Source organism: Cetobacterium somerae ATCC BAA-474 (assembly GCF_000479045.1).
Classification (GTDB): Bacteria; Fusobacteriota; Fusobacteriia; order Fusobacteriales; family Fusobacteriaceae; genus Cetobacterium_A; species Cetobacterium_A somerae.
The window spans coordinates 19,899-39,826 of sequence record NZ_KI518117.1; the positions used below are offsets into that span (position 1 = coordinate 19,899).

General features: G+C 27.9%; 20 protein-coding genes and 1 riboswitch. Of the genes, 3 read left to right on the plus strand and 17 right to left on the minus strand.

Features of this window, described 5'->3' with window-relative positions; translation table 11 throughout:
* Positions 1–65 precede the first annotated feature (65 nt).
* From HMPREF0202_RS04760 to HMPREF0202_RS04815, 12 genes are all read right to left on the minus strand, one after another.
* The gene (locus HMPREF0202_RS04760; protein ID WP_023050007.1) at positions 66–770 is read right to left on the minus strand and encodes an energy transducer TonB; all 705 of its coding nucleotides are present in this window, start codon (positions 768–770) and stop codon (positions 66–68) included.
* A complete protein-coding gene (locus HMPREF0202_RS04765; protein WP_023050008.1) occupies positions 763–1,152 on the minus strand; it encodes an ExbD/TolR family protein in 390 nt (129 codons plus the stop codon). The genes HMPREF0202_RS04760 and HMPREF0202_RS04765 overlap by 8 nt, the downstream gene beginning before the upstream one ends.
* Positions 1,153–1,156: 4 nt before the next feature.
* Entirely contained in the window at positions 1,157–1,765 is a 609-nt protein-coding gene (locus tag HMPREF0202_RS04770) for a MotA/TolQ/ExbB proton channel family protein (RefSeq protein WP_023050009.1), read from the minus strand.
* A gap of 89 nt (positions 1,766–1,854) precedes the next feature.
* Entirely contained in the window at positions 1,855–2,235 is a 381-nt protein-coding gene (locus tag HMPREF0202_RS04775; RefSeq protein ID WP_023050010.1) for a hypothetical protein, read from the minus strand.
* Positions 2,236–2,330: 95 nt separating this feature from the next.
* Complete coding sequence (locus HMPREF0202_RS04780) at positions 2,331–3,185, minus strand: ABC transporter substrate-binding protein (protein WP_023050011.1); 855 nt, start codon at positions 3,183–3,185, stop codon at positions 2,331–2,333.
* The gene (locus HMPREF0202_RS04785; RefSeq protein ID WP_023050012.1) at positions 3,182–3,964 is read right to left on the minus strand and encodes an ABC transporter ATP-binding protein; all 783 of its coding nucleotides are present in this window, start codon (positions 3,962–3,964) and stop codon (positions 3,182–3,184) included. Before HMPREF0202_RS04785 ends, HMPREF0202_RS04780 begins: the two co-directional genes overlap by 4 nt.
* Positions 3,964–4,956, minus strand: coding sequence for a FecCD family ABC transporter permease (locus HMPREF0202_RS04790; protein WP_023050013.1), 993 nt, complete (start codon positions 4,954–4,956; stop codon positions 3,964–3,966). Before HMPREF0202_RS04790 ends, HMPREF0202_RS04785 begins: the two co-directional genes overlap by 1 nt.
* Positions 4,957–5,026: 70 nt before the next feature.
* Complete coding sequence (locus HMPREF0202_RS04795) at positions 5,027–6,157, minus strand: M23 family metallopeptidase (protein WP_023050014.1); 1,131 nt, start codon at positions 6,155–6,157, stop codon at positions 5,027–5,029.
* Positions 6,158–6,292: 135 nt separating this feature from the next.
* Positions 6,293–7,042, minus strand: a complete 750-nt coding sequence (locus tag HMPREF0202_RS04800; RefSeq protein WP_023050015.1) for an ABC transporter ATP-binding protein — start codon at positions 7,040–7,042, stop codon at positions 6,293–6,295.
* A 2-nt stretch (positions 7,043–7,044) separates the two neighbouring features.
* Positions 7,045–8,076 carry a FecCD family ABC transporter permease gene (locus tag HMPREF0202_RS04805; protein ID WP_023050016.1) on the minus strand — a complete coding sequence of 344 codons (1,032 nt, stop codon included), beginning with the start codon at positions 8,074–8,076 and terminating at the stop codon, positions 7,045–7,047.
* Positions 8,073–8,933 carry an ABC transporter substrate-binding protein gene (locus HMPREF0202_RS04810; protein ID WP_023050017.1) on the minus strand — a complete coding sequence of 287 codons (861 nt, stop codon included), beginning with the start codon at positions 8,931–8,933 and terminating at the stop codon, positions 8,073–8,075. The genes HMPREF0202_RS04805 and HMPREF0202_RS04810 overlap by 4 nt, the downstream gene beginning before the upstream one ends.
* A 44-nt stretch (positions 8,934–8,977) precedes the next feature.
* Positions 8,978–9,820, minus strand: coding sequence for a sirohydrochlorin cobaltochelatase (locus HMPREF0202_RS04815; RefSeq protein ID WP_051364129.1), 843 nt, complete (start codon positions 9,818–9,820; stop codon positions 8,978–8,980).
* A gap of 125 nt (positions 9,821–9,945) precedes the next feature.
* Positions 9,946–10,122, minus strand: a riboswitch (cobalamin riboswitch).
* Between the two features lie 160 nt (positions 10,123–10,282).
* Between HMPREF0202_RS04815 and HMPREF0202_RS04820 the strand changes: the two genes are divergently transcribed.
* The gene (locus HMPREF0202_RS04820) at positions 10,283–11,992 is read left to right on the plus strand and encodes an ABC transporter ATP-binding protein (protein ID WP_023050020.1); all 1,710 of its coding nucleotides are present in this window, start codon (positions 10,283–10,285) and stop codon (positions 11,990–11,992) included.
* Positions 11,993–12,027: 35 nt separating this feature from the next.
* Here the strand turns inward: HMPREF0202_RS04820 and HMPREF0202_RS04825 are convergent, their stop codons facing one another.
* From HMPREF0202_RS04825 to HMPREF0202_RS04840, 4 genes are all read right to left on the minus strand, one after another.
* On the minus strand, positions 12,028–13,458 hold the full coding sequence (locus HMPREF0202_RS04825; RefSeq protein WP_023050021.1) for a cation:dicarboxylate symporter family transporter: 1,431 nt from the start codon (positions 13,456–13,458) through the stop codon (positions 12,028–12,030).
* A 49-nt stretch (positions 13,459–13,507) separates the two neighbouring features.
* Entirely contained in the window at positions 13,508–14,851 is a 1,344-nt protein-coding gene (locus HMPREF0202_RS04830) for a CoA-disulfide reductase (RefSeq protein ID WP_040406409.1), read from the minus strand.
* A gap of 27 nt (positions 14,852–14,878) precedes the next feature.
* Entirely contained in the window at positions 14,879–16,165 is a 1,287-nt protein-coding gene (locus tag HMPREF0202_RS04835) for an L-cysteine desulfidase family protein (RefSeq protein ID WP_147524928.1), read from the minus strand.
* Positions 16,166–16,390: 225 nt separating this feature from the next.
* Positions 16,391–18,148, minus strand: coding sequence for a sigma-54-dependent Fis family transcriptional regulator (locus HMPREF0202_RS04840; protein ID WP_023050024.1), 1,758 nt, complete (start codon positions 18,146–18,148; stop codon positions 16,391–16,393).
* Between the two features lie 153 nt (positions 18,149–18,301).
* On the opposite strand from HMPREF0202_RS04840, the gene HMPREF0202_RS04845 reads away from it, so the two are divergent.
* Together HMPREF0202_RS04845 and HMPREF0202_RS04850 are read left to right on the plus strand one after the other, a co-directional pair.
* On the plus strand, positions 18,302–18,673 hold the full coding sequence (locus HMPREF0202_RS04845) for a NifB/NifX family molybdenum-iron cluster-binding protein (RefSeq protein ID WP_051364130.1): 372 nt from the start codon (positions 18,302–18,304) through the stop codon (positions 18,671–18,673).
* On the plus strand, positions 18,661–19,119 hold the full coding sequence (locus HMPREF0202_RS04850; RefSeq protein ID WP_211231162.1) for a DUF134 domain-containing protein: 459 nt from the start codon (positions 18,661–18,663) through the stop codon (positions 19,117–19,119). The genes HMPREF0202_RS04845 and HMPREF0202_RS04850 overlap by 13 nt, the downstream gene beginning before the upstream one ends.
* Before the next feature lie 36 nt (positions 19,120–19,155).
* Here HMPREF0202_RS04850 and HMPREF0202_RS04855 read toward each other — a convergent pair whose 3' ends face one another.
* On the minus strand, positions 19,156–19,926 hold the full coding sequence (locus tag HMPREF0202_RS04855; RefSeq protein WP_023050027.1) for a MetQ/NlpA family ABC transporter substrate-binding protein: 771 nt from the start codon (positions 19,924–19,926) through the stop codon (positions 19,156–19,158).
* Between the last annotated feature and the right edge of the window lie 2 nt (positions 19,927–19,928).

Consider the following 19,928-nt stretch of genomic DNA (forward strand, 5'->3'; position numbering starts at 1 on the left):
ATCCCCCTTTCTGTAAATATAAAATAGGTAGAGTTTTAATCTTGTGTCTAGACTCTACCTAATTATTAATTTTTTTTAAATTTAAACTCTTTTTCAAAATGAACTTTAATTATCTTCCCTTTGTATATAATTGGCTTAAACTTCCATTTCCTCAAAGCCTTCTCTACTTCTTCTCTAAATCCAAACTTACTTTCACCAGATATAAACTTTACATCTTTTACTGTACCATCAATATCTACAAGAAAATTAACCTTAATACTACCAACTCCATTATATCCTATTTTTCTCGCTTTTATAGGATATTGAGGATCTACTTCTTTTAATATCTCATATTCTATACCATCTAATGATATCGCTGTGAATACTCCATCCTCTCCTTGTAAAAATCTATTTTGGTCTTCAAACTCATTGTAGCTTTCTTTTACTTTATTAGAATTAGTTTTTTTCTTTTTATTATCTGACTTTTTAGTTTCTGACTTTTTTTTCTTAACCTCTTCTTTTTTTATTATTTTTTTAACTTTTTCCTTTGTTTTTTCTTCTTCTACTGGCTTCTCTTCAGGTATAACCTTTTCATCTTGAACCTCTTCTTTTTGTTCACTCTGTTTTACTGAGCTAATATTACTATTATTACTAACTGCTCTTCTATTTTTTACTGATACTATCATCGTATTTTTCTCTTTAAACTTTAACTCTTCATCCTTTGCAAATCCAAATAGAAAAAATATAACTATACCATGCAAAATAGCTGATAGAATATAAAATTTATTCATAAAAATTCAGCTCCACTTTATCAACACCACTACTTTTTAAAGCTCCAATAGCTTTCACTACAACTTCATATTTCAAATTTTTATCTGCACTTATTGTTATCTCATTTATATTAGTTACTTTTTCTCCTAAAGTTTCTAAGGTAATAGGATTAGAAGTTTTATCTACTAGTAGAAAATAGTTTTCATCTTTATCTATAACTAATTCATATACACCCTTAGATGTTTCAGAAACCACACCACCCTTAGGAAGCTCTAATTTAAATCCACTATACTTGTCAAAAGTTGTAACTAACATGAAAAAAATTAAAAGCAGGAAAACAACATCAATTAAAGGTGTTAAATCTGGAGTTGCCAAACTTCTTCTTTTTGTTCTTCTTTTCATATTCTTACCTCTTCACTATATTTACTATAAATGTAGCTATTTTTTCTACTTCTAAACTCATTTTTTCTATTTTTTTATTAAATATATTATAAGCTATTATTGACGGTATAGCTATTATTAGTCCTCCTGCAGTTGTTAATAAAGCTTGAGATATTCCTCCTGCTATAGCATTGGGATCCCCTGTTCCAGAAACTGCAATTTTTCCAAAGGCTTGAATCATTCCTGTAACTGTTCCTAAAAGTCCAATCATAGGAGCTGTATATGCAATAATTCCTAAAATATATGTATTTCTTTCTAATATATCCATCTCTTCTAATTCAATCTCTCTTAAAAGTTCATCACTATTTTTATAATCTCCAACTAAGCAATAACGGATTAAAAATTTTGTTAAAGTTTTTCCAACTACACCTTTTTCTTTTTTCGAAAACTCTATAGCTTCATTATACTTTCCATCTATTAAAAGTTCTTTTATCTCTTTTTTAAACATAGAATCTACTGATGTTTTATTTTTTATAAAACACAAAGACCTTTCAAAAATTACCCCTAAAGAAACCACTGATAAAATAAGTAATACATATAGTATTGGTCCTCCAGCTTTTATATAATATAACATCTCACCCTCCAAATTTTTAATAATATTTATAATTAAAGTATATATTATTCAATAAAAAAGAGCAAGGTATTAACCTTGCTCTCTGATAATTAATTTGTTGTTTTATTTGTTTTTAACATCTCATATCTCATTTTCATTTGCTCTGTTTTCATCTCAGCTTGGATGTTAGCTCTATCTTTGTTTATTTTTTCAATATTTGTAAAATTTGGATTCTCTTTTGCCATCTCTTTCATCATAGCTACTTTGTTTTCCTGAAGTTTGATTCTTCCCTCTTGAAGTTTTGGATTTGTTCTCATTTTTTCTCTCATTAAAGCTTTTTCTTCATTTGTTTGACACTGACCAACCATCATTTTTCCACCATTGTTATGTCCCATTCCATCAGCTGACATTCTGTGTCCATTATTTCCTTTTGCCATTGCTACTGTTCCTAATCCTAAAGCCATCATAGATACTAATAAAAATTTTTTCATTTTTTATACCTCCTAAGTTTTCTCTTTGTCTTTACACAAATATACTAACAAAGTTTTATGGCTAAAATATGGCAAAAAAACTTTTTTTGACTTTTTTATTTTTTTAATTCTACATATATTTTTTCAATTTCATCAAAAACTCTATGTGATGCTCTAAGTATCTCACTAGAATCAATAACATGTATGTTTTTATTTTTATAAGCATCTGTTTCCTCAATTAATTTTAAGCTATTTTTTATTCCATCAATATTTTTTACTCCTCTAGTTCCTATAATATATTTTGGATTTTCTTTTAAAATATATTCTGAAGATATTATTGGTTTTTTTCCTACTTTTGGAACTATTACATCTAATCCTAAAGTTTCTAAAATCTCTACAGGAAGAGAGTTTTTTTCAAAAGATGTAGGTGGAGAATCTGAATATAAAACTACAGCTTTCCCTTGTAATCTAAAGTTTTCTCTTATATATTTCAATTTATTATTTAACTCCTCTACAAGTTCTTTGCTCTCTTTTTCTCTATTTACTAATTTTCCTAAAATTAATGTATTTTTTAAAATATCATCTAAATTTTTATTTGAAAAAGTTATTGAAGGTATATTAAACTTTTCTAATCCACTCTTTTCATTTCCCATAACATTAAAAATAACTAAATCTGGATTAAAAGATAAAATTTTTTCTAATGAAGGCTTAGATATGCTTCCAGCTAAAGGTAATTTTTGAGTTTTTTCCTGTGGCCATATTTTTTTACTGTGGTTTGCAATAGCCACAATATTTTTATCTGCTCCTAGTTTATATAAGATTTCTACTGCTCCAAAATTATAAATAACTATTCTTTTATATTCTTTTAACAAAATTTTTTCACCCTTCTCTCCTACCACATAGTTATCAACTATATCTAATGAAAATATTTTTAAAGATAACATCAAAAATAATAAAATTAAGTTCTTCATTTTTTACCTCGCTTTGGTAATATATATATATTATTTTCTAAATTTAAAATTTCTGGTGTAAAATTATATACTTTTTCTAACCACTTCTTTTTTATTACATCTTTTGGCTCCCCTGATATTGGTATTTTTCCATCCTTTATAAAAAGAATTTTATCACAAAATAATGAAGCTAGATTTATATCATGTATTACAATTATTCCAATTAAACTTTTAGCCTTAATCTCTTCTTTTAAAAGTTCTAAAAATTCTAAGGAATAATTTATATCTAAAGCTGATGTTGGCTCATCTAATAAAATAACCTCACTATTTTGAATAAATGCTCTTCCTAATAAAATTCTTTGAAACTCTCCTCCACTTAAACTTTTTATATCTCTATTTAAATACTCTTGTAAATTTAATTTTTTTATAACTTCATCTATTATTTTATCATCTTCTAAATCTAAACCTTTAAAGCTATTTTTTATATGAGGTACTCTTCCAAGTTTTAATATCTCTAGTACTGTAAAATTTAAATTTTGATTGGATTTTTGTGCTATAAAAGAGATTTTTTTAGCAAACTCTTTTCTTGAAAGTTTTTCAACTTCTAGATTATCTAAATAAATTTCTCCCTCTTCCTTTTCTAAAAAGCCCATTATAACTTTTAATAAAGTACTTTTCCCACAACCATTAGCTCCCAATATACCTACAAGTTCTCCTGGAAAAAAATTATAACTTATATCATTTAAAATTTTATAATCTCCATATGAATATTTTAAATTTTTTAATTTTAAACTTTCCATTACACACCTCTTCTATTTTTAAAAGCTAAGTATATAAAAAATGGAGCTCCAAATATAGCTGTTACAATTCCTATTGGTATTTCCATAGTTGTTAATACTCCTCTTGAAATCGTATCACACAGTAACAGAAATAATCCCCCATATAACATTGATAGTGGAATTAACTTTATATTACTACTTCCAAATATAATTCTCACTAAATGTGGTATTATAAGACCTACAAAACCTATCATTCCTGTAAAGGCTACTGAAAATCCCACCATAAATGTAGAAATCATTAATACTTTATATTTAAATTTTTTTATATCTATCCCTAGACTATGAGCCTCTTCATCTGAAAGTAAAATTATATCTAAATTATATCTATTTATATAAAAATATATTAATGAAAATAAAAGTGGAACCAAAAGAATTACTATTTTTTTCCAATCTGCTCCTCCTAAATACCCCATAGTCCATAGAACAACTCTAAAACTATCCTCACCAACAATATACATGACTAAAGAGATTACTGCTCTTAAGAGAGCTGAAATAGCTATTCCTATTATTAAAAGAGTAGACAAATCTAAACTTCCTCTTTTACTATTAGAAAGCTTAAAAATTAATAATGATGTTATAAAAGAAAATATCGAGCCAAAAACACCAAAATATACCTCTGAAAGTCCTAGTAAAAAGGCTATAACCGCTCCAAAAGTACCACTAGCTGATATTCCAATTATATATGGATCTGCCATAGGGTTTCTAAAAAGTGTTTGAGTTATAGCTCCACTACTTCCTAATAACATCCCAATTATTATTGCCATAACTGCCCTAGGTATTCTTAAATTCCAAATTATTTTATACTCTAATAAATCTTTATTTCCATTTCCCAAAAGCAAATTTAACCCCTTGATAAAATCTATTTCATAGTTCCCTATAAATAGTGAGAAACAAAAAAGAAAAATTAAAATTCCAACTGAAACTATAGCTATACTTTTATTTTTTGAAATCATTGTACTTCTCCCTTTACCTTTTATCAAAAAATAAAATCCCCCAAACTTATTCGGGGGATTTTTTATTTTATTAAAATTTTAAATACGTCAATGGATTCTCTATTTTTCCATTTTTTCTTATTTCAAAATGTAAGTGAGGACCACTTACTCTTCCTGTTGCTCCACTTAAAGCTATATGTTGATTTTGAGATATTTTTTGACCTTTCTTAACATCTATTTGACTAAGATGAGCATATCTTGTTTCATAACCATCTGAATGTTTTATTATGATAAGTTTTCCGTACCCACTAGCTCTTCCAGCAAAAGATACAACACCCTCTCTTGCAGAAACAACTTTTGTACCAGTTTTAGCTTTTAAATCTACACCTGCATGATTTAAAACTTTCTTTAATACAGGATGTTTTCTTGAACCAAAACTACTTGTTAAACTCATTGCCATTAAAGGATTAGAAAAAGTACCTAAGTTAGTTTTTTTAACATATTCTTGCTTAAAACTGCTTAAGTATCTTGAAACTTTAGGTTCTCTTAAAAAGATTTTAGCTCCAACTAAAAGTCTATCAATCTCATTATCTTCTTTTATTGTTTTAACATCCACTTCAAATCTCTTTGACAACCCTTCAAAAGTGTCTCCTTTTTTAATTGAGTAGAATATTCCAGGTTCTGTTGGAATATTAATCTTCTTCCCTATTTGAAGAACTCTTAAGTTTTTATCAATATTATTTGCATAGATATAGTCAGTTTTTATTTTATATTCTTTAGATAAATCTGAAATAGTATCTCCTTTTTTAATCACATATTCCATATTTTCTAATACAATTTTTTCTTCTAAGTCAATACTGCTATCAAGATCGGCTAACTCTTGTCCCTCTTGATCATCCCACTCTTTAGCAATTTTATTTTCTAATTCTAAATCCTCTAAAGTAGATTCCTCTGCTAAATTTTGTGTAACTTTTTCCTCTATTACTTTAGTTGAATTTTCTTGAGTAGAAACAATTTTTTCTTCTACTTTCTTTTCTGTAACTTCAACTTTTTCTATAGCTAGAGTTTCAGTTTCAACAACCTCTTCATTCTTTACTGTTTCTTTATTTTCAATTACCTCGTTATTTTTAGCCTCGTTATTTTTTAATGTAAACTCTCTATAAAAAATTGATGTTACTAAAAAGACTAAAATACCTATGACTAATTTTTTCCCTTTTTTCATAATCCACCATTCTTTTCTTTATTTTTTAGTATTTTTATAAATTTTTATAAATTTTACCATATTTTTATCTTTTTAGTCTAGCTTTTATTTTTTTTGTATTTTTTCTGAATACAATTAGCTTTTTTCACAAAGAATCTATAAAAAAATGACTATTGGCTTGTTATTTAAAGGGTGTTTAATCACTTCTACCTCTATTTGGAATATCTCCTTTATTTTTTCAGATACAACTACCTCTTCTGGTGTTCCTTCGTATTTTATTTCACCATTTTTTATGGCAAAAATATAATCACAGTAACGACTTGCTATATTTATATCATGAATTACTGCAACAACTGTTTTATCTAGGCTTTTCACTAAATCCATAATTTGGTATTGATATCTTACATCTAAGTGATTTGTTGGTTCATCTAATAATAACACTTGACTCTCTTGTGCTATAGATCTAGCTATTAAAACTCTCTGCATCTCCCCACCAGAAAGAGTTAAAAAACTAGAATCTTTTAAATGTTTCATTCCAACCTTATCTAAAGCTTCATCAATATCTTTTTCGTAATCTTTTTTTGAAAATAAAGAACTCTTGTTATATTTTCCCATTTCAACTATCTCTTTAACCGTAAAATCAAAAATAATCTTTTGATTTTGACTTAAAACAGATATTTTTTTAGATAACTCTTTTACAGAGTAATCATTTAATTCTATTCCATCTACATAAATACTATTCTTTTTAGGAATATAATTTCTATATATATTTTTTAAAAGTGTACTTTTACCACAACCATTTTCACCAATTATTCCAATAAACTTTTTCTCTTTTATATTTAATTTAATATTTTTTAAAATATCTCTTTTCTCTATTTTAAAATCTAAATCATCTATTTTTATCACAATTATCCTCCAAAATTATAGCTATTTTTTCTTAACATACTCATAAAAAATGGGGCACCTAGCATAGATGTTACAACCCCTATTGGAATCTCTTGTGTTTTAAACATAACTCTCGTTAAAGTATCTGTTCCTAATAAAAATAAAGCTCCTAAAAGTATTGCACATGGAATTAATCTTTTATGATTACTTCCAACTAATCCTCTACATATATGAGGAATTACCAATCCTACAAATCCAATTACTCCTGTTGCAGAAACTATAAATCCAGTTAAAAAAGTAGATATAATTACAATAAAAAATCTCAGTTTTTTTACATCGACACCTAAGGTTTCTGCTAATTCATCTCCTGCAATTAAAATATTTAACTCTCTATATTTAAATATAACTAAAATTGCCGATATCAATAATACTAAAAATAGTGTCATTAAACTTTCCCATCTAGCACCTGCTAAACTTCCAGAAATCCAAAACATAGCTCCCCTTAATTGAGATTCATTTTTAGCAGTTGTTACTAAAAATGTTGTAATTCCAGAAAATAAAGAGGATACAGCCACACCTATTAAAACTAATTTAGTACTCGAATATCCTCCATTTCCAGCTAAATAGAAAACTAAAAAAGCTGTGAAGGTCCCAAAAACAAAAGCTCCAACACCTGGTGAAAAGGATATTCCTAAAATACTTCCCAATACAATGGAGATTACTGCACCTGTACTAGCTCCTGAAGATATTCCTAAAATATATGGACTTGCTAAAGAGTTTTTTGTTAATGCTTGCATTAAAATTCCAACTAAAGATAATCCTGCACCACCTAACAAAGCTAAAATAACCCTTGGGACTCTTAAGTTCCAAACAATCATCTCTGTTGATTTTTTCCATTCAATAGAAAAAATCTCTTTATTTGAGAGTTTATTTGCCAATATTTTCCAAACATGAATTGGAGATAGAGAAACACTTCCAATTGTTACTGCTACTGTTCCTAAAATTATAATTAAAATAAGAGATATTATAATTATATTTCTATCTTTTACTTTCACTTTTTTTCCTCTCTTAATCCACTTGAAATTATCTCAATACCTTTACCAACCTTAACTCCTGCCGATATATAACTTAATGGAACTCTTATAAATCTATTGTTTTTAACAGCTTCTAATTGAGATATTGGAGAGTTATTTTTTAAATATTCTATTTTATTCTTATAGCTTATATTTCCATAATCTATAACTATAATAACTTCTGGATTTTCATCCAATACTTTTTCCCATGTTCCAAGTCCAAATGAGAAATTTGTATCTTTAAAAATATTTTCTCCTCCAGCTATTTCAATCATAGTATTTCCAATTCCACTTCCTCCAACTACAAATGGTGCTGATTCTTGGCTATCATATGCAAAAACCTTGATACTTTTTTTGTTTTTATTATTTTCTGTAACTTTAATAATATCTTTTTTCATATTTTCAACAACATTTTTAGCATTATCTTTTAAATTAAAAATATCTCCGAACATCAATATATCGTCATATATATCCTCAATTTTAGATGTATCTTGAGATTTTGTAAACACAACTTTTACACCATTTTCCTTTAGTTCCTCTACTGTTCCTAAATTTTTAGGAGTTGCTATAGATTTCCATCCTGTTAAAAGGTTAGGATTTAAAGCATAAAATTGCTCTTTAGTTGGAGCTCCTTTTGATAAAACTGGTATCTTATCATATTTCTCCTTTAATTCTGGAAGTATTTCATCATCTAAATAAGCTGTTCCTAAAATCTGATTTTCCGCTCCTATAGCTAATAAAATTTCTGTTGTAAACTGTGATGTTGAAACTGCCCTTACATTCTCTTTAGAAAAACTTAAAGTAGTTATCAGTAAAAATAGTAACAATATTTTCTTCATAATTTCTCCTTTTAATAAAAAGCGGAAGAGTTAAACTCTTCCAATTAATGAGAAGCTTTTCTTCCTTTAGCATACTCAGCTTTTTTTACTAGTATATCCTCTGGTTGAGAATTCTCTAATTTTTTAGCTCTCTCTATAAAAATATTTTGAATAGATTCAATTTCACCTAAACCTCTTAAATTTACCTCTACTTCAAATCCATTCTCTTCCAATGATTCTTTCCAATCTTCAGCTATATCATTTTTAGCATGATCTCCAGCTACAAACATAAGAGGCATTAACGTAACTTTTCTTTTATTATCTCTTTTTAACTCTCTTACTACATTATCTAGCCCTGGATATCCTTCTACCGTTCCTATGTATATAGGTTTTTCTAAGTCTTTTGTAACATAAGCTAACATTGGATAAGCTGACAATGCAGGATGCTCTGTGCCATGCCCTATCATCACAACTCCTTCATCCTCTTTTAAAACTCCAACTTCTTTTTCTATTACTTCAATTAACTTAAAATAATCATCTACTTCTGTTAATAATGGAGTTCCAACTCTTATATCTTCAAATTTATCAGAAAACATATCCACTTCTCTTTTTAAAGCTTCCATTTCAGTTCCATTTATTATATATGTTGGTTGAATAATTACATGTTGATATCCTTGCTCTACTAGTTTTTCTAAAATTTGAGTGGTATTTAAATTTTCAATACCTCTTTTTGAAAGTATTCTATTTATAATTCTTGATGTATAAACCTGAAAAAAATCTAATTTATCAAACTCATTTTTTAATTTTTTATTTATTATATCTATTGTTTTTTCTCTTGTGTCTTCATGTGTCGTTCCAAAATGTGCTGCTATAATCGCGCCCTTTTCCATAGTTTTGTAAAAGTTCATCATTAATCTCCCTGTATTATTTTTCTTTATTTTTATTTTAAATTAAAATTTCTCACCAATAAAAAAAACCTCCCTTTTGAAAATACTAAAAGAGAAGTGTAAAAACCTTTACCTTCTCTGTCCTCGCAGAATTCTAAATAATGGCAGGTCTCCTGACTTAGATTCATCCTACTCACAGCCCTTCCCAAGGTTTATATCCTCAGTGGTATTACTGTTTTCATCCTCTATACAGTGGCGGGACCGTTTGAGATTTTCACTCAATTCCCTTTTAATCAAGTTGAACCATTACATTTTTATCTAATTAATATTAACACTTTATCGTACAAATTTCAATCAAATTATCTAAAATTTATAACATTATCATCTATTATTTATATTATTTATATCATGAAGTATTGACTTTTAGGTATAAAAAAAGTTACTATTAATTTAGAAATAAATGTATTTTAAGGAGAACTTTTTATGAAAAAAACATCTTTTGGAACTCTTATTTACTATTTAAAAAAGGAAAATAAGCTTCTTCTTCTATTTTTAGGTGTGAGATTAGCTATGACTGCTATTGATGTTTACTCACCACTTTTAATTAAAAATTTAATAGATGATGCTCTTCCATCTAAAAATATTGATTTACTGTTAAAATTTTCTATTATACTAATTATTCTTTATATTTTGCGTCTATTTTTTGCCGTTAATTCTCAAGCAAACGGAAAATTAATGGGAAGTAAAATAAAACAAAGTATGAGAAATGATCTATTAAAAAAACTTTTAAATCAACCTAGTGAGTTTTTTAAAAAAAATCAAAGTGGTGATTTAATTTCTAGAGTTATTAATGACTTAGATAGTGTTTCCACTCTTTGTCATAGAGGATTAGAGGATTTTATATTTTCAGTTATAACTATTATTGCTTCTATCTTTATAATGATAGATTTTGATTTAAAACTTTCACTAATTACTTTATTTCCTTTACCACTAACATTAATCTTTGTTTATAAGGAAAATAAAAAAATGAAAGCTGGTCATAGAAGTGTTCGAAAAAATTCAGGTTTATTATCTGCTAATCTTCATGATATTTTGAGAACTATCTCTTTTTTAAAAGATAACTATTTAGAAGGTTATGCTCAAAAAAGATTTCTTGAAAAAAATGATACTCTTTTAGAAAGTGAAAAGAAGAATATGATTCCATCTAGCTTAATTGTTTCAGGAGTAACTTTTTACTCCAATATAACTCAACTTATAATTATTCTTGCTGGAGGTTATTTATACATAAAAGATGGAGTTACAATGGGAATTATCTTATCTTTTTTGCTTTTAGTTGATCGTTTTAGACTTAGAATTATGAGAATGGTTGGACTTGTTGATATCTATCAAAAAGGAATATCTGGAGTTAATAGATTTACTGAAATTATAAATCTTAACAATAGAATGGATGGAGATATACCACTAATAGAACCTATCACTTCAATTGAATTTAAAAATATAGGCTTTTCTTATGATGAGAAATCTATTTTACAAAACTTTAATTTAAAAATAGAAAAAGGAGAAAAAATAGCTCTAGTTGGTGAAAGTGGAATTGGTAAAAGTACTACTGCTTCTCTTTTAAAAAGAGCTTTACTTCCTACAAATGGGGAGATTTTAATTAATAATATTCCATTAAATAAAATAACTTTTAAAACATATTTAGAACGACTTGGAATCGTAGATCAAAGTGATTATATTATAAATGGAAGTTTAATTGATAATATCACTCTTGTAAAAGAAAATTGTACTGAAGAGGAATTAAACTTTGCAATTGAAAAATCATATGTTTATGAAATTTTTGACAAATTTCCTCAAGAGGAAAATACTATAATTGGTGAAGGTGGAGTACATGTAAGCTCTGGACAAAGACAAAAAATTGCTATGGCTAGGTTATTCTTAAAAAATCCTGATTTGATTCTTTTAGATGAAGCAACTAATGCCTTAGATATTATCAATGAAAAATCTATTTTAAAAAATATAAAAGAGGAATATAATGATAGAATTGTTATCGCAATAACTCATAGACTTAGTATCCTTGAAGATTTTGATAAAATCTATGTCTTGGGAGATGATAATATTGTTGAATCTGGTTCATTTAAAGAACTTCTAAAATTAGAAGGTAAATTCTATAGGTTATATCATGGAATTAGATAAAGTAAAAGCCACCTTGAAGGTGGCTTTTTTTATTATTACTCAATCTCAGAAGAGTTTGCTTCATTTCCTGCTTCTGCATCTTGATAAACTTCATGATTTAAGTTTCCTAAACTCTTATCAACCATTAATGCGTTTGTAACTGATCCAATTACGTTTAACATTGTTCTTGGCATATCGATAATAGGATCGATTGCTAAGATTGGGTTAATTAGAGGGAACATAGCTGCTAATCCAGTTCCTGATAAAGCAACTGAAGCTGCCATTGTTGCTGTTCCTGGAATTCCTGCAATTCCTAATGAACTAATTGCCACAACAATTATAGACATTACTATTAATGTTGCATCAATTGGATGTCCGCTCATATTTGTAACAAATACAATTGTTAATGCTGGGAATATTCCTGCACAACCTTGCATTCCTGCTGTTGTACCAAAACTTGCAACAAAACTTGCTGTTGATTCACTAACACCTAGTTTATTAGTTAATGTTGAAATTGTTACTGGTAAACATCCAACACTTGATCTAGACGTAAATGCTAAAATCATTAAAGAGATACTTTTCTTTACATATGTAAATGGATTTAATCCAAAGAATGATACTGCTATCATCTGTATTACAAACATAACTGCTGTTGCTAAGTATAAAACTGCTATGAATTTTCCTACTTCTGCTATTGCTCCAATACCTTTTTGTGCAATTGTGTTTGCTAATAATGGTACTACTGCTAAAGGCATCCATCTAATAATACTCATTGCCATTGATACTATAATTTTTTGAGAAGCATTTATTAAATCAAAGAATGGCTTTACAGTATCCATATATTTCTTTGACATTCTCTTTGCTGCTACTCCAACAACTGCTGAGAATATAACTAATCCAACAATATTTAACTTAACCATTGCTTCAACTGGGTTTGAAGGAATAAGAGCTTTCAATGTATCAACAATATTGCTAACCTCTCTGATTTTTCTTCCACCCTCTGTTGCTACAGCTTGTACTGCATCAGTTGAAACTTTTCCAACTTCAAATAAATTTCCTAAAAGTAATCCAACACCTACAGAAATTGCAACCATTACTAAAGTAATAATTAAACTTTTCTTTACTAAATCTCCTAAATTCGCATCCTCTTTCATGTTAATAATAACATGTATGATTGATACCATAACTAATGGAATAACTAACATTCTAATTAAAGATATAAATCCTCCACCAAGTAAGCTATACCATAGTGTTGTCTCTTTTACAAATGTTAAATTCATTGGATTCTCTGGGAATCCAGCTACAAATTGAATTGCTAATCCTAAAATTAAACCAACAACTGTTGCAACCATAACTTTTGCTGAAAAGTTAAATTTTTTCTTTGGTAACATATTTATTAGAAATAAAATTACTAATAATGCTACTAAGAAACCAACAGTTTTCAAATCACTAATCATTAAAAATTGTTCAAAAAATACATTGTTCATTGTTTTTTTTTCTCCCGTTTCTATATTTTAATTTTTATTGAAGCCTATTTTATTTTGCTACATTACCAGCTACGTTCATTACATCCCAAGTTCTAGCAAATGGTGGAGCATAACAGAAATCCATCATTCCAATCTCATCCACTGTTAACTTAGCATAAATCGCTGTTGCTAAAGAGTCTACTCTTAAAACTGCGCCTTTTTTACCTGCAATTTGTCCTCCTAAAAGAACTCTTGTATCTGCATCATAAATTAACTTTACAAATATGTCCTCTCTACCTGGATAATAGTTTGTTTGATTTTTATCTTTTATAAATACAGTTTTATAGTTTATTCCCATTTTTATTGCTTCAGATTCTGTTATTCCAGTTCTTCCAGCCTCTACATCCATAACTTTTACTGCTGCTGATCCTAAAGTTCCTTGAAACTCAGTTTCTACTCCTGCTAAGTTTTCTCCAACTATTCTACCAATTTTATTAGCAGTTGTTGCAAGAGGAATATACACATTTTCTTTTCTTACTAAATGAGGAACTGTTGCACAATCTCCTGCTGAGTAGATTGAATCAATACTTGTTCTTCCATGGTTATCTATTACTAAAGCTCCATTTCCTAACATTTCAATTCCTGTTTCTTTTAAGAAAGCTGTATTTGGTCTTACTCCTGTTGATACAACAACTATATCAGCTGGGTATTCCCCTTTGTTAGTCTTTACTTTTACAACTTTTCCATTTTCCTCTACAATCTCTTGTACAATCTCTTCTAAGTGCAGTTCTACACCTTCGTGAGTTCTTATTTCCTCTTCCATAACATCAGTTATCTCTTTATCAAAACTTTCTAAAAGAACTCTATCACCTAATTGAATTATTCTAACACTTCTTTTTCCTAAATGTTTAGCTGCCTCTGCTACTTCAAGTCCAATATATCCAGCTCCAACTATAACGATATCTTGGTTCTCATCTTTTAGCATCTCTTCTTTTAAGACTATTCCATCTGTATAATCTTTTAAAGTATACACACCTTTAGTAGATAAATTTTTAATTGGTGGCATTATTGCATGAGCTCCTGTAGCTACCATTAATTTATCATAATTGTCTATAAAAGTTTCACCTGTTACTAAATTTTTAACAGTTACCTCTTTTTTATCTACATCAATTGCTATAACTTCGTGCTTTATTTTTATGTTCATTCCAGCTTCTATAAATTTCTCTACTGGTCTTGCTATCATATTATTTGGACTTTCAAAAAAGTTTCCAACATAGTATGGAAGCCCACAAGCTCCCCATGAAACAACCTCAGTTTTTTCATAAATTACTAACTCTGCTTCTTTGTTAAGTCTACTTGCTTTTGCTGCTGCTGACATTCCAGCGGCAACTCCACCGATAATTATTATTTTCATTTTTCCTCCTAAAACCATATATTAAAACTAGTTATTTAACATTATTTCTAAAACAACTTCATCTGTCTGTCTTAATCCTTCATGAGCTAAAACCTTTACATTGGCTAAAGTTGCTTCAACATCTTTACCAACTATTCCTTCTCCATATTCAAAGTTCTTTTTCTTTTTAGATAAATAGTATGAATCAAATGCCATTCCAATTGAACTCGCTATTTTTGTTGCACAAGAACTCTTTGCTCCATCACATAGCATTCCTGATAATGTTGCTAAAGTTGTTTCAATTGCTGCATCTATTCTGTCTAAAGGCATTCCATCTAAAAAGGCTAAAGCTCCTGCTACTCCTCCTCCAGCACAAACAACTCCACAATATGCTGATAATCTTCCAACGTTTGATTTTATATGTATTGTTGTTAAATGTGAAAAGAATAGTCCTCTTATTAATTGCTCATGTGTTAATCCTTTTTCTTCACAGTACTTTATAACTGGTAAAGATGCAGACATACCTTGATTTCCACTTCCACTTGTTGTCATTACTGGCATAGAACACCCGTTCATTCTTGCATCACTTCCAGCACTTGCAAAGCTTACAATCTTGTTTTTTAAATCTTTACCGTAAACTCCCTCTTGCATACCTTCATATAAACTTTTACCCATACTTATTCCATAATCATTTTTTAAACCTTCATTTGCTATAGCTGAGTTATAAGCTATAACCTTTTCAAAAATTGGAGCAATTAAGGCTAAATCTATAGTTTTAGCTAAATCATGGATTAACTCAACAGTTAAAAAACTTTTATCTGTCATCATATCTCCAGTAACAACTTCGTCACAAGATGCACCTTTTATTATTTCACCATTTTTTTCTATTTTAACAATATTTGTATGATAATCTTTAATCTCTATTGTAACTGTATCTTGTCCTAAAACTCCTGTAGCTCTCATATGAAGCTTTACATCCCCTTCTATTTTAGTAGCTACAACTTTTTTATTATCTAAATACTCTTTAACTTCATTTAATCTTGATTTATCAACGCTTGATATAACCATTAACTCTTTTTTAGAATCTCCTAAAATTGTTCCAAGAGCTACAGCTGCCTCTATTCCTACCATTCCTTCTGAGTTTGGTATTTTTACACTTTTAACATTTTTTATTAAATTTCCTGATAAAGCGATATCAACCTTCTCTGGAACTCCACCTAATATTGATGTTAATTTACTTCCTATATATGCTAAAGCTATCGGTTCTGTACACCCCTCTGCTGGAACTATCTCTTCATTTAAAATACTTAAAATTTTATCTATCATAACTCTCAATTCCTCCTTTAAATACCTAATTATTTTATAATATACAAGTATATAATAAGCAATTTTCATTCCAATAGATATTTTTATTAAATTTATGTAATTTTTTATTTTTTTTTGTATTATTTTCTGTAAACTTTAAATATAGTTTAACAATATTTATATAAATTTAATTTTTATTTTTTTCATTTTGAAAAATTTTTCATTTTGAAAATAGTTTTTTTCATTTTGAAAATTCTAAATATTATATTTCTGTATTTTTCTATATAAAGTTGTCAATCCTATTCCCATTTTATCTGCAATTTTTTTCTTTCCTTCTGTATCTCTTCCAAAAATTTTGAGTGCTTTTTCAATGTAACTTTTTTCCACAACTTGAAAATCTTCCATATAAGATACATCTTTTGATTCTTTTTTCTCTACAACTATTTCATTATTTATTCTTCTATTTTCTAATAGCTTTTCAGGAACTGTGGATAAACTTAAAATATCACTATTATCTGAAAGATTAAACATAAACTCTACTACATTTTCTAATTCTCTTATATTTCCTGGCCAAGAATAATTTAAAAATAACTTTTCTACTTCTATATCAATAAAGCTTATGTATTTTTCAGTTATTCTATTATATTTTTTTATGAGATTTTTTGTTATTGGTAAAATATCCTCTCTTCTGTCCCTTAAAGGTGCTATTTCAAAAGGAATAACTTTCAATCGATAATAAAGATCTTCTCTAAATTCTTTTTCAAGAATTTTTTTCTCTAAATCTACATTTGTTGCTGCAATAATTCTAATGTCTAACTCTATATCTCTATTTGAACCTACTCTTGTTACTTTTCTCTCTTGAAGTACTCTTAATATTTTAGCTTGCAAATATAAAGGCATATCTCCAATTTCATCTAAAAATATAACTCCTCCATTTGCTAACTCAAACTTTCCCATACGCCCATTTTTGTCAGCACCTGTAAAAGCTCCTCTCACATATCCAAATAGTTCACTTTCTAAAAGAGACTCAGGAATTGCTGCGCAGTTTATAACAACAAAGGGGGCATTTCTTCTTGAACTATGATAGTGTAAAGCTCTCGCTACTAGCTCTTTTCCTGTTCCACTTTCTCCTGTTATCAACACCGTTGACTTTGAAGGTGCAACATGTTTTATTCTTTCTCTCAATAGATTAGTAAACTCTGAATCACCTATTATATTTTCTAATGAAACACTATTTGATGTTTCAACTAGGCCTCTAATTCCATCATTTACCTTATTCATATCATCAAAAATAAAAATTTTTTCATTTTTTCCAAAAGCTTCAAAAGGTAATATTTTTCCAAGAACTGTTAACTCTTTTTCTTGAACTTTCAATTTATATATCTCTTCTTCCATAAGAAAATCATTTTGTGAGCTTAATTGTATTTTTTTCCCAAGAATTCTACTATCTGATTCTATCTTTTTCAAAGCAAAATTATTAATACTTGTTATTATCCCCTCACTATTAAATCTCAAAACACCTTTTTGAATTGTATTCAATATTGTTGTAAGAACATTTTCTCTTTCTGTTTTTTCTAAACTTTCATTGTACTCAATAAATCTTATACTTATCAGTTCAGCCATTTGTTCAACAAAATCTAAATAATTTTTTAAATTTTCTAAAACTCTTTTCTTTTGATTTTCATCAAAAGAAACTAAACTTATTAAACCGATTAATTTTCCTTCATACATTATTGGAGTTGATATTTCTAATACTTCTAAACAACAATCTTTTTCTGAACAACCACTACAAATCTCATCCTCTCTAGGATTTAAAATAACTGTTGTTTCTTTGGTTTCTAATGTTTTTTTATTAGCTCTTCCTCTTATTTTTTCACCTATTTTTTGAGGTCCACTTCCTGTTATTCTTATAAGATTTTTATCACAAATCCCAACATCCATTGCAAATAGTTTCGATATTGTTTTTGCATATTTTTTTAACTCATCTTTTATTACTAATAAATCAGTTTTCATTATACTCCCTTTAATTTATACCATTTTTATATATGTATATTATCAAAAATAATCGTAACAGTCAATTTTAAAAAAATAATTCTTGACTTTTTTACTAAAAAAAATTAATATTAATTATAGCATATGCCAATAACTAAAAAAAGAGGTGTTTTTATGAAAATTGCAGTTGTTTCTGAAAATAACAAAATTAGTCAACATTTTGGAAGAGCAGAAGGTTTTTTTGTTTATGATGGTACAAATAAAGAATACCATAAAAGTAATGGACACGGAGCTATTCCTGGACAATTAAAGGAATTAGGCGTTGAATTTGTAGCTTGTGGTGGAATTGGTGAAGGAGCTTTAAATAACTTAAAATCTCTTGATATTAAAGTTTTTTCTGGCCTAGAAGGATTTTGTGACGATATAGCTGATGGATTCTTTAAACATATACTAGTTAACGGAGAAGCAGTATGTAATAGTCATGAGCATCACCACGAACATCATCATGGACATGGACACTCTTGTAATTGTAAGTGCGGAAAATAAATATGGCTAGACCTACTAAAGTTAGAAGTGTAGAATTTATTCCAAATGAAACAAAGTTTATCCCTGAGGGAAGTAAAAATTGTAATATTCATTTTAATAATATAAAAATTGAAGAATTAGAAGCAATTAGACTTAAAGATTTAGAAAATTTATCTCAAGAAGAGTGTGCTGAAAAAATGGGAGTTTCAAGACAAACTTTTCAAAATATACTTAATTCAGCAAGAGTTAAAATAACCGAAGCTCTTATTATGGGATATGGAATTCAATTAAAGGGAGGAGATTTTAAAACTCCTCATTGTCAATTTATATGTAACTCTTGTGGTCAAACTTTTATTCCCACATTAAAAAAAGATTTAGATTTTTGTCCTAATTGTAATTCAGAAGATATATTTTGTACAAAAAAGAAAGTTAAATGTAGGAAAGTTTGCAAATTAGATATAAAATAAAAAAGTGAGTTTGAAAACTCACTTTTTTATTTTATTCTAAAAAGCTGGAACTACTCCACCTTTATAAGTATTTTCTATAAAAACTTTTACTTTTTCACTTTGTAAAGCTTTTACTAATTTTTGGATATCCTCTTTTTTCTCATCTCCCTCTCTTACAGCTATTAAGTTAGCATAAGGTGATTCTTTTCCTTCAATTATTAAAGCTTCTGTTAAAGGATTAAGTCCTGCTTCGATTGCATAGTTACCATTTACTACTGCTAAATCAACATCTTCTAATGCTCTTGGTATTTGAGCAGCATCTAAAGACTTAAATTTTAAATTATTTTTATTTTCTACAATATCAAACTCTGTAGCTAATAAATCTTGAGGATTCTTTAATTTTATAATACCATTATTATGTAAAAGAATTAAAGCTCTTCCACCATTTGTTGGATCGTTTGGTATTGCTACCACTCCACCTTTTTTTAAATTCTCTATTTTATTAACTTTTTTAGAATAAACTCCTAAAGGTTCTACATGAACATTACCTGCTGATACTAATTTTAAATTTTTTTCTTTAGAAAAAGTTTCTAAATATGGTTTATGTTGGAAAAAATTAGCATCCAACTCTTTTGAATCCAATAGTAAATTTGGTGTTACATAATCTGTTAATTCTATTATTTCTAATTCTACATTTTCATTTTTTAAATCATCTTTTACTAATTGTAAAAGTTGTGCATGAGGAACTGGAGAAGCTCCAACTTTTAATTTTGCCCCAAAACTTATAACTGATCCTAATAAACCTAATACTAAAACTAATTTTTTCATAA

Coding starts and splice junctions, on each gene's coding strand:
- HMPREF0202_RS04760 (WP_023050007.1), bottom strand. CDS start 770: ATGAATAAATTTTATATTCTATCAGCTATTTTGCATGGTATAGTTATA.
- HMPREF0202_RS04765 (WP_023050008.1), bottom strand. CDS start 1,152: ATGAAAAGAAGAACAAAAAGAAGAAGTTTGGCAACTCCAGATTTAACA.
- HMPREF0202_RS04770 (WP_023050009.1), bottom strand. CDS start 1,765: ATGTTATATTATATAAAAGCTGGAGGACCAATACTATATGTATTACTT.
- HMPREF0202_RS04775 (WP_023050010.1), bottom strand. CDS start 2,235: ATGAAAAAATTTTTATTAGTATCTATGATGGCTTTAGGATTAGGAACA.
- HMPREF0202_RS04780 (WP_023050011.1), bottom strand. CDS start 3,185: ATGAAGAACTTAATTTTATTATTTTTGATGTTATCTTTAAAAATATTT.
- HMPREF0202_RS04785 (WP_023050012.1), bottom strand. CDS start 3,964: ATGGAAAGTTTAAAATTAAAAAATTTAAAATATTCATATGGAGATTAT.
- HMPREF0202_RS04790 (WP_023050013.1), bottom strand. CDS start 4,956: ATGATTTCAAAAAATAAAAGTATAGCTATAGTTTCAGTTGGAATTTTA.
- HMPREF0202_RS04795 (WP_023050014.1), bottom strand. CDS start 6,157: ATGAAAAAAGGGAAAAAATTAGTCATAGGTATTTTAGTCTTTTTAGTA.
- HMPREF0202_RS04810 (WP_023050017.1), bottom strand. CDS start 8,933: ATGAAGAAAATATTGTTACTATTTTTACTGATAACTACTTTAAGTTTT.
- HMPREF0202_RS04815 (WP_051364129.1), bottom strand. CDS start 9,820: ATGAACTTTTACAAAACTATGGAAAAGGGCGCGATTATAGCAGCACAT.
- HMPREF0202_RS04820 (WP_023050020.1), top strand. CDS start 10,283: ATGAAAAAAACATCTTTTGGAACTCTTATTTACTATTTAAAAAAGGAA.
- HMPREF0202_RS04825 (WP_023050021.1), bottom strand. CDS start 13,458: ATGAACAATGTATTTTTTGAACAATTTTTAATGATTAGTGATTTGAAA.
- HMPREF0202_RS04830 (WP_040406409.1), bottom strand. CDS start 14,851: ATGAAAATAATAATTATCGGTGGAGTTGCCGCTGGAATGTCAGCAGCA.
- HMPREF0202_RS04840 (WP_023050024.1), bottom strand. CDS start 18,148: ATGAAAACTGATTTATTAGTAATAAAAGATGAGTTAAAAAAATATGCA.
- HMPREF0202_RS04845 (WP_051364130.1), top strand. CDS start 18,302: ATGAAAATTGCAGTTGTTTCTGAAAATAACAAAATTAGTCAACATTTT.
- HMPREF0202_RS04855 (WP_023050027.1), bottom strand. CDS start 19,926: ATGAAAAAATTAGTTTTAGTATTAGGTTTATTAGGATCAGTTATAAGT.